The sequence below is a fragment of the Psychromonas sp. KJ10-5 genome (assembly GCF_055808325.1).
In genome coordinates, this window is sequence record NZ_CM147864.1 from 3,712,901 (window position 1) to 3,725,546 (window position 12,646).

General features: G+C 39.0%; 13 protein-coding genes. All 13 read left to right on the forward strand.

Annotation, left to right across the window (positions count from 1 at the left end):
• Nucleotides 1–4: 4 nt before the first annotated feature.
• The 13 genes from fliJ (at nt 5) to AC0L3W_RS16380 (ending at nt 12,620) form a co-directional block, all read left to right on the forward strand.
• Nucleotides 5–463 carry a flagellar export protein FliJ gene (gene fliJ / locus AC0L3W_RS16320; RefSeq protein ID WP_290038945.1) on the forward strand — a complete coding sequence of 153 codons (459 nt, stop codon included), beginning with the start codon at nt 5–7 and terminating at the stop codon, nt 461–463.
• A gap of 72 nt (nt 464–535) precedes the next feature.
• Nucleotides 536–2,401 (forward strand): flagellar hook-length control protein FliK, encoded by a 1,866-nt coding sequence (locus tag AC0L3W_RS16325; RefSeq protein WP_409440036.1) that lies wholly within the window; start codon nt 536–538, stop codon nt 2,399–2,401.
• Between the two features lie 107 nt (nt 2,402–2,508).
• Entirely contained in the window at nt 2,509–3,012 is a 504-nt protein-coding gene (locus AC0L3W_RS16330) for a flagellar basal body-associated FliL family protein (RefSeq protein ID WP_290038947.1), read from the forward strand.
• A gap of 16 nt (nt 3,013–3,028) precedes the next feature.
• Nucleotides 3,029–4,045 carry a flagellar motor switch protein FliM gene (fliM, locus tag AC0L3W_RS16335; protein ID WP_409440035.1) on the forward strand — a complete coding sequence of 339 codons (1,017 nt, stop codon included), beginning with the start codon at nt 3,029–3,031 and terminating at the stop codon, nt 4,043–4,045.
• A 36-nt stretch (nt 4,046–4,081) separates the two neighbouring features.
• Entirely contained in the window at nt 4,082–4,474 is a 393-nt protein-coding gene (gene fliN / locus AC0L3W_RS16340; RefSeq protein WP_290038949.1) for a flagellar motor switch protein FliN, read from the forward strand.
• 29 nt (nt 4,475–4,503) lie between these two features.
• Nucleotides 4,504–4,896 carry a flagellar biosynthetic protein FliO gene (gene fliO / locus AC0L3W_RS16345; protein WP_409440034.1) on the forward strand — a complete coding sequence of 131 codons (393 nt, stop codon included), beginning with the start codon at nt 4,504–4,506 and terminating at the stop codon, nt 4,894–4,896.
• Complete coding sequence (fliP, locus tag AC0L3W_RS16350) at nt 4,889–5,632, forward strand: flagellar type III secretion system pore protein FliP (protein WP_409440033.1); 744 nt, start codon at nt 4,889–4,891, stop codon at nt 5,630–5,632. The genes fliO and fliP overlap by 8 nt, the downstream gene beginning before the upstream one ends.
• A gap of 8 nt (nt 5,633–5,640) precedes the next feature.
• The gene (gene fliQ / locus AC0L3W_RS16355) at nt 5,641–5,910 is read left to right on the forward strand and encodes a flagellar biosynthesis protein FliQ (RefSeq protein WP_409440032.1); all 270 of its coding nucleotides are present in this window, start codon (nt 5,641–5,643) and stop codon (nt 5,908–5,910) included.
• Nucleotides 5,910–6,701: a flagellar biosynthetic protein FliR gene (fliR, locus tag AC0L3W_RS16360; RefSeq protein ID WP_290038953.1), complete on the forward strand. Its 792-nt coding sequence runs from the start codon at nt 5,910–5,912 to the stop codon at nt 6,699–6,701. The genes fliQ and fliR overlap by 1 nt, the downstream gene beginning before the upstream one ends.
• Nucleotides 6,702–6,733: 32 nt before the next feature.
• Entirely contained in the window at nt 6,734–7,873 is a 1,140-nt protein-coding gene (flhB, locus tag AC0L3W_RS16365; protein ID WP_409440031.1) for a flagellar biosynthesis protein FlhB, read from the forward strand.
• Nucleotides 7,874–8,127: 254 nt separating this feature from the next.
• Entirely contained in the window at nt 8,128–10,224 is a 2,097-nt protein-coding gene (gene flhA / locus AC0L3W_RS16370; protein ID WP_290039114.1) for a flagellar biosynthesis protein FlhA, read from the forward strand.
• Nucleotides 10,225–10,236: 12 nt separating this feature from the next.
• Complete coding sequence (gene flhF, locus AC0L3W_RS16375; protein ID WP_409440030.1) at nt 10,237–11,688, forward strand: flagellar biosynthesis protein FlhF; 1,452 nt, start codon at nt 10,237–10,239, stop codon at nt 11,686–11,688.
• Nucleotides 11,689–11,747: 59 nt separating this feature from the next.
• Nucleotides 11,748–12,620, forward strand: a complete 873-nt coding sequence (locus AC0L3W_RS16380; protein WP_290038956.1) for a MinD/ParA family protein — start codon at nt 11,748–11,750, stop codon at nt 12,618–12,620.
• The last annotated feature ends 26 nt before the right edge of the window (nt 12,621–12,646 follow it).

Consider the following 12,646-nt stretch of genomic DNA (forward strand, 5'->3'; position numbering starts at 1 on the left):
CATCATGGCCGTGAATGCATTACAGCTTGTATATGAGCAAAGAGAGAAACAAGTTGATCAAGCGTTAAAAGTTTATCAACAGGCTAAAAACGATCTCTTTGAGCAACGTAATCAGTTGCAAAACCTGCATCAATATCGTCGTCAATATATTGCTCAGTTAAGTGAGAAGGGATCTCAGGGGTTGACGATTTCTACTTTGGGTAAATACCAGCAATTCATTGTTCAAATAGACCAAGGTTTAAGTAATCAACAATCTTCTCTGGTTAAGTTTGAATATGCGGTACGTGAAGCAAAGCGGAAATGGACCGATAGTCAAATAGCACATAAAGCGATGGGGTTATTGTTAGAGAAAAAGGCGCTTGAAAAGACGAAGTTAGAAGATAAAAAAGAGCAACAGTTATTAGATGAATTTGCCACTTTTCAGTTTTTTAGAAATAAACAATCACAACAAGAATATAACTAATCATTAGCTAGAATAGTGATTATAGCGAACTACTTAACAGTAGAAACCGTTTTAATATAGAGAGAGTTTTTTATGGTGCAGCCTTTAATGTTTGCTAGTACTACAACTAGTGATTTAAAAGCACATAAAGAGAATGAAATCTTAGGTAAATCCATTTTATCTGAAGAGCAGAGTGAGCCTGCGCAAAAGCAACAGGGATTTTCTCAATTATTAAATGATAAGATTGAAGAAAATAAAGCACCTACAGTAACAACGGCTTTAGCTGACGCTAAGAAAATGGTTAACGCCACTGAACGACAAACTATTGAGAGTCAGAGTGATGAAAGTGAGCTCAATGTTCAGGATACTGAGTTTTTATCAGTCTCATCAACGCAAGTCACCGGCCAAGATAATGATGTAGCTATCTCTACGGATAGTCCTGTTCAAACGCTACTTAGCTCAGATGTTATTGAACAGGATGAGCTAGCAGACAAAAATACTCTCCAATCTACTAATAAAGCTTCTGATGAAAAACTCCCAGAAAAAAGCATAGGTGGGGTAACTGCTGAGCAAACGGCAATGAAACCTTCAACAGTAAACAGTGATTTATCAACGAGTAGTCAATTAAATTCAAAAGACTTTCAAAAAACCAATGATACCGATGAAAGTGACGATATAGAAGCCGCGTTAGAACAAGGGGGAACTTTTACATTTGATAATGTAGTTACTCAACAAAGTGCATCGCAGGAAAGAGATAGCGAAAGCCTAGATATGGACAAGAGTGAGACTTTCACCTTTGATAATGTGGTTACTCAACAAAGTGCATCGCAGGAAGGTGATAGCGAAAGCTTAGGTATGGATAAGAATGAGACTTTCACTTTTGATAATGTGGTTACCCAACAAAGTATATTGCAGGAAGGTGATGTTGAAAGTTTAGATATAGATAATAAAGCCACTGTTAGATTTGATAATTTGAATGGTCAAGCAACCATCGAAAGATCGAGTATCAGTGATGATTCATTTGAAGATGCAAATACAACATTAGTAACTGATAATGGACCAGCGACACAGTCTCAGCAGGCGCAACTACTATCTAGTATTCGAGATGCACAGCAAATGAATACTAATGTTAATAATAGCAATGAAAACAGTCTTGATAGTATCGATCAAATAAACGTATTAAGTAAAAAAGCTAACCTTCAAGCTTCCCAGCATACTCTATTACAAGAGCAAAAAATTGGGGTAGAGAGTGATGGCCAAGAAGGTTTATCAACATTAAACAATAAAATATTATCTCTTGCTAAAGACGAGCCACAAATCGCGTTACCAGAGCTTGTAACAGAAGAGGATGGACAATTAGACAATCCAGCTAGTATCTCGACTACATTAAAAGTGGAAGGGCAAGCGGCTGCACAAACTATGGTTGATGTTAATGGCGCTAAACCTATTCAAACTAGTATCATTCAGTCAGATAAACTTGTGTCAATGAATCAACATATGCAAGCCACTAATAATTTACTGCAAGAACCTTTAGATATTCAATCTAAACAGGCCGCCCACTTGATGGGGGAACGCGTGATGATGATGTTATCCGAAGGCAAGCAAGAAGTGCAAATTCGATTAGATCCTGCGGAGTTAGGGTCTATGTTTATTAAGGTGCAGGTTCAGCAGGATCAAGTTCAATTAAATATTCAAACCCAGGCCGGTTTAAGTAAAGATATTATTGAGCAAAATATGCCACGCTTAAGAGAGCAATTAGCACAACAAGGAATTCAATTAAGTGATGCTAATGTTGAACAGCAATCTCAACAGCAACAACAGTCTGGACAGCATCAATCGATGCAGGCTATGAATAGTCGTGGTGCTAATGATGCAGATTTAGTTGAAGATAATAGTACTGCCATTTGGATGCCTTCAAAAATTGCTTCTAATGATCAAGGAATTGATTATTATGCATAATAATTTTTTAAACATCTTGGATTAACGGCGAAATGACAATTAAAATCAGTGTATTATTCCCCTAGATTAAGACGCTATAAACACTGGTTATTTTAAGGAGAGTATAAATGGCTGAAGAAAATGAAGCGTCAGGTGAAGCACCTGCTGGCAAAAAGAAATTAATTATTATCATCGCAGCAGCGGTATTAGTGTTAATCATTGCTGGTGCAGCTGTTTTTTTTCTGTTCTTTAGTAGCGAGCCAGAAAGTGAAGAGGTAGTAAAAGATGCTGCAATGGAAGAGGTACAAAAACTAGAAGCTAATTATGTGCCGATGCCCAGACCCCTTGTATTTAATGTCACTGAAGGGAATCGAAATAGAACGGCACAAATTAAAGTACAGTTAATTGTTGATAACAAAGCTGATACTGTATTAGTACGTAAACATATTCCTTTATTAGAGAGTACGTTGGTGACTGTATTTGGAGAAGCTTCCGTAGAACAATTACGTAGTCCTCAAGGGAAGAATGAGTTACGAATGACCGCGCTTGAAGAGCTTAATAAAGCGACTAATTTGGTTGAGCAACGTGCATTAATCCATACGGTATTATTTACCGGTTTTGTTTTACAGTAATAGATAAGGGTTAAGCATGGATTTATTATCCCAAGATGAAATCGACGCGCTATTGCATGGTGTTGATGATGTCGATGAGGAAAGTGGTGATAATGGAGAAATGGACTCGGGTGATACCCATGCCCATTTTGACTTTTCATCACAAGATAGGATTGTACGTGGGCGTATGCCAACCTTGGAGTTGGTTAACGAACGATTTGCCCGTCATTTACGTATCAGTTTATTTAATATGTTACGTCATACCGCTGAAGTGTCTATCAATGGCGTGCAAATGCTTAAATTTGGTGAGTATGTTCACACCCTATTTGTCCCTACTAGCCTGAATATGGTGCGTTTTCGTCCGTTGAAAGGAACTGGTTTGATAACTATGGAAGCTCGCTTAGTTTTCATTCTAGTGGAAAATTTTTTTGGTGGAGATGGTCGTTATCACGCCAAAATTGAAGGTAGGGAGTTTACTCCTACTGAGCGTCGTATCATTCAAATGCTATTAAAAATAGTATTTGAAGATTACCATAATGCTTGGGCTCCAGTGATGGATGCAGAGTTTGAATACCTTGATTCTGAAGTGAATCCTGCGATGGCTAATATTGTCAGTCCAACGGAAGTGATTGTAGTTAATTCCTTCCATATTGAGCTAGACGGTGGTGGTGGTGATTTCCATATCGCTATGCCTTATTCGATGCTCGAACCAATTCGTGAATTATTGGATGCAGGTGTTCAAAGTGATAAAGAGGATACCGATCAACGTTGGTCTCAAGCACTTGAAGATGAAATTATGGATGTGGAAGTGGGGATTGATGCATGTGTTGTGGAAAAAGAGCTATCCTTGCGAGAGATAATGCATTTAAAAAGCGGTGACATTATTCCCATTGATCTTCCTGAAAGTTTGTTAGTATCAGTAGAAGGTCTACCTAGTTTCCGTGCAACTTTGGGGAAAGCCAATGACAATTATGCTTTAAAAGTCACCGAAAAAATTAATCGTCCTGAAGTGCAAAAAACACAAATTCAGTTAGAAGATTTAAGAGAAAAATAGCAAGACCATTGTAGATGCAATAATAGGAAGCAAATAATGAGTACAGAACAAGATATGGCTGATGATTGGGCAGCAGCATTAGAAGAGTCAGAAAATGCTGGTTCCGAAGCAAAAAGCATTGATTTAGATGAGCTCAAAGATACTAAAAAGCCAATGAGTGATGATGAGTTGGAACGTTTAGACAGTATTCTCGATATTCCTGTGACTATTTCCATGGAAGTAGGGCGCAGTAAAATTAATATCCGTAATCTGTTACAGCTTAATCAAGGTTCAGTTGTAGAGCTGGAGCGTATTGCGGGTGAACCACTAGATGTATTAGTTAATGGTACCTTGATCGCCCATGGTGAAGTGGTTGTTGTTAATGATAAATTTGGTATTCGTTTAACCGATGTGATTAGCCAAACCGAACGTATTAAAAAACTAAAATGAAGCCGCTCACATGGATTATAAGTGTTGTAATGGCGACATTAAGTTTGCCTGTAATGGCGCTAGAGGAAACAAGTAAACGCCCAGAATTAGCGATTGGTACTATGCTGGGCTCTTTGATTTTGGTGCTTGCTTGTATCTTCCTATTTGCATTCTTGATGAAAAAGAGCAACTTGATTCGTCATGGTGGTCAGCACAGTCCAATTAAAGTGATTTCCACGCAAGCGCTGACTAATAAAAGTCGGGTGCAAATAATAGAGGTGCGTGGTAAACAATATCTGCTAGGTGTCAGTGAGCATTCTGTTAACTTGCTCGATCAATTAGATCCAGCTCAAGAAGAAGATATTGATATTCCTGAAAATCCTTCATTCAAAACTGCGTTTGCTAGCGTACTATCCAAAGTAGGAAAGAAAAATAATGAATAAACTACTCTGGTTATTAGCCTCTGTCCTAATAATGTTTGTACCTCAAGTATTGGCCGATCCTACTGCCTTATCTGCGGTAACAGTGACAACCAGCCCTACAGGCGATCAAGAATACAGTGTTACGCTGCAAGTCTTAGCTTTTATGACGGCATTGAGCTTCCTGCCGGCAATGCTTATTTTAATGACCTCTTTTACTCGTATTGTGGTGGTCATGTCGATTCTGCGTCAAGCTCTAGGCTTACAAAGCTCTCCATCTAATCAGGTGATTAACGGTATAGCACTGTTTTTGACCTTCTTTATCATGGCGCCAGTGTTTGATCGTATTAATGAAACGGCTTTACAACCTTATCTCAATGAAGAAATGACCATTGTGCAAGCATTGGAAGAAGGTAAAAAGCCGATGATGCAATTTATGTTGTCACAAACGCGCCTAAAAGACCTTGAGATGTTCATGGAAATTGCTGATGTTCAAGTAGATACACCTGAAGAAGTGCCAATTACAGTATTGATACCTGCTTTTGTAACTAGTGAATTAAAAACTGCTTTCCAAATAGGCTTTATGTTGTTTATTCCTTTTTTGATTATAGATTTAGTGGTAGCAAGTATCTTAATGGCAATGGGGATGATGATGTTATCACCAATGATTATTTCACTACCCTTTAAATTAATGTTGTTTGTATTAGTAGATGGCTGGAACTTAGTCATGGGCAGTTTAGCTAATAGTTTCGGGTTGTAAGGAGACTTATGGAACCGGAAGTTTTTGTTAATATTTTTAGACAAGCATTATGGTTGGTATTGATTCTAGTCTCTGCGGTGATCATACCCAGCTTGATAGTAGGTTTAGTGGTCGCTATCTTTCAAGCTGCAACTTCAATTAATGAGCAGACACTAAGCTTTTTACCTCGTCTTATTATGACCTTAGTAGCGTTAGCATTTGGCGCACATTGGGGGTTTGGTAAGTTAATGGAGTTCTTTGTATCTATGATTGATCAGATTCCACAAGTGGTTGGCTAATGGTTTTCTCTGCGGATCTTATTTTAGATCTGATTGCCAGCTACCTATGGGCATTTAGTCGTATTGCCGCCATGATGATGGTGATGGTTGCTATTGGCTCTAATACCTTACCTACTCGTATTCGCTTATTTTATGCGCTAACTATTACATTAATCGCCTTGCCTGCTATCCCTGCTGGACCTGATGATATTGAGTTGTTTTCACTTAATAGTTTTATTGTGGTGATGCAGCAAATCCTGATCGGTATTGCGATAGGTACTATTTCTGTTTTTGTTGTGCAAACCTTCGTGATTGCAGGTCAAATTATAGCGATGCAAACCAGTTTAGGGTTTGCATCTATGGCCGACCCTTTAAGTGGCGAAAGTTCACCAGTGGTCGGGCAATTTTATGTGTTGTTAGTGACTCTATTATTTTTGGGAGTAGATGGCCATCTCTTAATGATTGAAATGATCATTAAAAGTTTTAGCACTTTACCCGTTTCTGAAAGCGGGTTATTAGCATTAGATTATTATCATGTAGCTGATTGGCTTTCTACTATGTTTCATGCTGCCTTGGCTTTTTCTATCGCTTCTATGGTGGCGATGTTATTGGTTAATTTATCCTTTGGTATTATGACTAAAGCAGCACCACAGTTAAATATCTTTAGCTTAGGGTTTTCGATTAGTATGGTATTTGGGCTGTTTGTATTATGGATAACTCTGCTAAATGTGCCAATGCATTTTCAAAACCAATGGACAGAAGGGGTAACGAGTATGTGTGAAATGCTTAATAACCCTTGTGCCAAACCTTAGCGGGTTACTTATGTATATTAAGGGGTTAAGTCATGGCTGAAAATGAAAACGGTACCGATAAGTCCGAACAGGCCACGCCCGAAAAAGTACGCAAATCCAAAGAAAAGGGACAAGTTGCTCGATCTAAAGAGTTAGCGACCGCGTCGGTGTTAATTGCTGCTGCGCTATCAATGTTTGTTTTTGGTGATAAGCTCGCTTATGAATTGTCAGTCATGATGAAACGCGCTTTCACTTTTGAACGTGCTGATATCTATTCACCAGAACATATGTGGCATGTGTTAGTTGATGGTTTCAGTGGTTTAGGTATGCCAGTTTTTCTTATTCTACTGATGTTATTTATTATCTCTATTCTAGGCAGTTCTTTGTTAGGTGGTATGTTGTTTAGTACTAAAGCAATGATGCCTAAATTTAGTCGAATGAGTCCTAAAGCCGGTTTTAAACGTATGTTTGGTATGCAAGCTTGGGTTGAGCTGATTAAATCTATTTTAAAAGTAACCGTGGTCATGTGCGTTGCCTGGGCGATTTTAGCAGCCACTTTTGAGCACATATTACATCTGTCTATAAGCCAATTACCGGGCAGCGCTTTTGAAGCATTGGATATGCTCAGCTGGATGTTTTTATTGTTGTGTCTTTCGTTATTAGTGATTGTTGCTGTTGATGTTCCTTACCAAATATATAAGCACAATGATGAATTGAAGATGACCAAGCAAGAGGTCAAAGATGAGTTTCGTAACTCTGAAGGGAAACCCGAAGTAAAACAGCGTATTCGTCAATTACAATATGAGATGTCACAACGAACTATGATGGGAGATGTCCCTGATGCTGATGTGATTGTCACCAATCCAACTCATTACTCTGTAGCACTTAAATACGATAAAGACGGCGATCGTCCACCTTATGTGGTTGCCAAAGGTGTTGACTTTATGGCTTTGAAAATCCGTGAAGTGGGACGAGAGCATGAAGTCCCTGTGATGCAGTCACCACAATTATGTCGTGCGGTGTATCATACGACTGACATTGGTGAAGATGTTCCTGAGGAGTTATTTATCGCTATTGCTAAGATCTTAGCTTACATCTATCAGTTAGAGCAGTTTAGGAAAGGTAAGTCTGGCCGACCTAAAGCGTTACCAACTGAGATTCCTGTACCGGATGATTTCCTCTATCCGAATTAGTTCCTTTCCTATCCGATCATTCATTGAAAGTTGTTTTTCGCTTATATAATTAATTGGTATTGTATTTGCTTAATACTAAGGTGCAGAAGATAATTTGACACTATTAACATGTATTTAGTCATTATTTCTTCATTTTGAATCGTGCTTATCTCGTATACAAAGCATCCACCACTTTTAATATTTAAATTAGTTGGTTAGAGTAGCCACTATTAGATATTTAATATTAGTTAACATATTTATTTTTAGGTGACACTATTAACGCAATCTTCGCATCATTTTGGTCTAAACGGGCAATTATTTTCGGTGGGTTAGGCACGCCTATTCTGGTCCTTGCAATTTTAGGTATGGTTATTCTACCTATGCCTGTATTGCTATTAGATATCTTATTTACCTTTAATATTGCCTTGGCGTTAATTGTACTTTTAGTTTCTATCTATACTAAACGTCCTCTGGATTTTGCCGCTTTTCCGACTGTGTTATTAATTGCGACTTTATTACGTTTGGCGTTAAATGTTGCTTCAACACGTGTGGTGTTATTAGAAGGGCATGAAGGCGGTAGTGCAGCTGGTAACGTTATTGAAGCTTTCGGTTCAGTGGTGATTGGCGGTAACCTTGCCGTAGGATTAATCGTATTTATTATATTGATGATCATTAACTTCGTGGTTGTTACCAAGGGGGCCGGTCGAATCTCTGAAGTGAGCGCTCGATTTACATTGGATGCGATGCCGGGTAAACAGATGGCCATTGATGCGGATCTAAATGCCGGATTGATTAATCAAGATCAAGCGCGTTTACGACGTGAAGAAGTGACCATGGAAGCAGATTTTTACGGTTCAATGGATGGTGCGAGTAAATTTGTTAAAGGTGATGCCATTGCAGGGATCATGATCTTATTTATCAATATTATTGGCGGTTTTATTATTGGGATGGTGCAGTATGATCTGCCCCTTTCTGAGGCGGCAGAGATATACACACTATTAACCATTGGTGATGGTTTAGTGGCACAAATTCCTTCTTTATTGTTATCGATAGCTGCTGCGATCACAGTAACGCGTGAAAATACTGAAGCGGATATGGGCAACCGTATGCTTGGGCAAATGTTTGATGACCCCAAAGCATTAATGATCACCGCAGGCATTCTGTTAGTGATGGGGGTTGTCCCTGGTATGCCGCACCTAGCTTTCTTAACATTAGGTGCTGTGGCGGCTGGTGGTGCATATTGGCAATTGAAACGTTTGAAAACCAAACAGGAAACTGCATTAGCTTTACAGCAAAGTGGTGCCGCTGCAGATGCAGGTGCTGCTGAAGTCAAAGAGCTAGGTTGGGATGATGTACGCAGTGTTGATACGATCGGTTTAGAGGTTGGTTATCGCTTGATCCCATTGGTGGATAAATCTCAAGGCGGGCAATTATTAGATCGCATTAAAGGCGTGCGTAAAAAGTTATCTCAACAGATGGGCTTTTTAATTCCACCTGTGCATATTCGCGATAACCTCGATTTATCACCTAATCATTACAGTATTTCTTTGATGGGGGTTGGTTGTGGACATGCAGATATTTACCATGATAAAGATATGGCAATTAATCCGGGGCAAGTGTTTGGCCCTATTGATGGTATTGCCGGTATAGATCCTGCCTTTGGATTAGAAGCAGTTTGGATAGATGATTCACAAAGAGAGCAAGCACAAGCATTAGGCTATACTGTAGTAGATACTGCGACGGTAGTAGCAACACATTTAAGTCAAATACTCAGTAATCATGCTGCACAGCTGTTAGGTCATGAAGAAGCGCAAAATCTACTGGATATGTTAGCTAAAAAACATCCTAAACTAGTCGAAGGGTTAGTGCCTGAAGTGCTGTCATTAAGTACGGTAGTAAAAGTGTTACAAGGGTTACTAAATGAAAATGTAGCGATTCGAGATATTCGCTCTATCGTACAGACTTTAGTGGATTATGGACCGAGAAGCCAAGATGCCGAAGTTTTGACAGCAGCCTGTCGAATTTCATTAAAACGCATGATAGTACAGGAAATTATTGGCAGCGAGCCGGAAATCCCTGTTATTACGCTATCTTCAGAGTTGGAACAAATACTGCATAAGTCTATACAAGCTGGCGGAGCTGATGGTGCTGGTATTGAGCCTGGGTTAGCAGAACGCATTCAAAACTCGTTGATCGAAGTGGCTCAGCAACAAGAATTAGTAGGGCAACCGGCGGTGTTATTAACATCCGGTGTATTACGTGGCACATTAGCTCGATTTGTTAAAAATACAATTCCGAGCCTACATATATTGTCTTATCAGGAAATCCCAGATGATAAGCAAATTAAAATAATTAGCTCAGTTGGGCAATAATGGTTGTAATCAATGAAAATTAAACGATTTTTTGCAAAAGACATGCGTACCGCAATGGTTGAAGTTAAGGAAGTATTAGGTCCTGATGCGGTGATTATGTCTAATAAAAAAGTAGTCGGTGGTATTGAAATAGTCGCTGCGGTTGATTACCAATCTCAGGCTGCAGAGCCAAAATCAGAAAAAACAGATAGCTTTTCGCAGCTTAAGGAAGATAGCGTGCAGTTATCTTCAAAAGGAGCTGAAAAGAGTGCTCCTAAAATTAAATTACCCAACAGTATTCGTAGTAATCGTAAAGAAAGTGGTGAGGATTTTGCTAAATCACTTAACTCGTTTTTTGGTAAGGTCAATGCTCAGCAGAATAAAAAGCCTGCACCTAAAAAGCGTAGTGAATTACCGAGTTTCTCTTTTAATGAAGAAATGGAGAAACAAACTAAAAAAGCTGAACCTTCACAACCTCCAACATTAGCTGAACAGCAGAATTGGCATCGTCAAGAATCGCGTCACGCATCGGTAAAACAAACCGCTTCTGCAAATCGCGTTCAAGATAATAAAGGCATGGCAAAAATAAGTGAAGAAGTCGCGTCATTACGTAAGTTATTAGAGCATCAAGTATCTGGTTTAATGTGGCAAGAGATGGAGCGAAAAGAGCCCGTTCGAGCAATGATCATTAAATGGTTAAATAGTGCTGGATTTTCTGACGAAATTGCCGATAACTTAGCAAGTTACGTACCTGAAGATGCTTCTTCTAGTGAAGTGCAACAATATATACAGGCATTATTACAAGATAAAATTTTTATCGGACAAAATGAAATACTGTTAAAAGGTGGTGCGATTGCTCTATTAGGTCCTACTGGGGTGGGTAAAACAACGACAATCGCCAAGTTGGCTGCACAATTTGCCATTAAATATGGGCCAGAACAAGTGGCTTTAATTACTACTGACACATATCGTATTGGCGCACATGAACAGTTAGCGACCTACGGTAAAATCATGGGGTGCGCAGTCAGAGTTGCCAAAGATGCCGATGAATTATCACAAATTTTATATCAGTTTAGAGAAAAGCGTTTAGTGTTGATTGATACTGCTGGCATGGGCCAACGAGATGTTCGTCTTTCAGAACAGCTAGAAACGTTAATGAGTAGCAGTGGCGTGAATATTAAGAGCTACTTAGTGGTTCCATCAACTGCGCAGCGTCGTGTAGTTGAAGAAGCATTACAGCACTTTAAACGCATTCCGTTATCTGGATGTATCTTAACTAAAATTGATGAAAGTCTAGGTTTAGGTGAAGTATTAAGTGTCACAATGAAGCATGCTTTACCGATTAGTTATATCACAACTGGGCAGCGAGTGCCTGAAGATATTGAAATAGCAAAAGTGGAAAGTTTAATCAGTGATACGTTAACAATGATGGAAAACCAGCAACAAGAAGAGTCACATCAATGGTATAGCAATACAGACGATTAATTTCGGTGTTATAGTACATAATATGTTGGTTTAATTAATTTAAATAATGAGTAAGTAAGATGATGGCAGATCAAGCAAGCGGGTTAAGACGAATGGCAAATCACCAAGTGAAAGTTATTGCAGTAACTGGCGGTAAAGGCGGCGTAGGTAAAACTAATGTAACGCTTAATATGGCTGTATCGCTTGCAAAAATGGGTAAGCGAGTAATGATACTTGATGCCGATTTAGGACTAGCAAATGTCGATGTTTTATTGGGTATCCGAGTAATTAAAAATCTTTCTCATGTGTTATCTGGTGAATGTACGTTAGACGAAGTGATTGTTCATGGTCCAGAAGGGGTGATGATCATCCCAGCAACTTCTGGTACGCAATCTATGGTTGAATTAACAGATGTTGAACATGCGGGATTGATTCAAGCATTCAGTTCATTACAAACGCCTATTGATATCTTATTAATTGATACCGCTGCTGGTATTTCAAATATGGTGGTTAGTTTTGCTCAAGCTGCGCAAGATGTGTTGATGGTAGTGTGTGATGAGCCTACTTCTATCACCGATGCCTATGCATTGATTAAGATACTAAGTAAGCAAAATGGTGTGTATCGTTTCAAGATCGTCGCGAATATGGTACGCAGTCTCCGTGAAGGACAAGACCTTTTTACTAAGCTTACCCGAGTAACAGATCGTTTTTTGGATGCTTCTTTAGAGCTGGTTGCTTGTATTCCTTTTGATGGCAATGTGCGTCAAGCTGTTAGAAAGCAAAAAACTGTGGTTGATGCCTTCCCTAAAACCCCTGCATCTTTGGCATTTAAAGCATTAGCAAACCGTGCCACTGATTGGCCGATCCCACATCAACCGGGTGGACATTTAGAGTTTTTCATTGAAAAATTATTATTAAACGATAACGATGAAAGTATTAAAGAACTTTTATAGATAGCTGTTATAGATAATAACTAAAG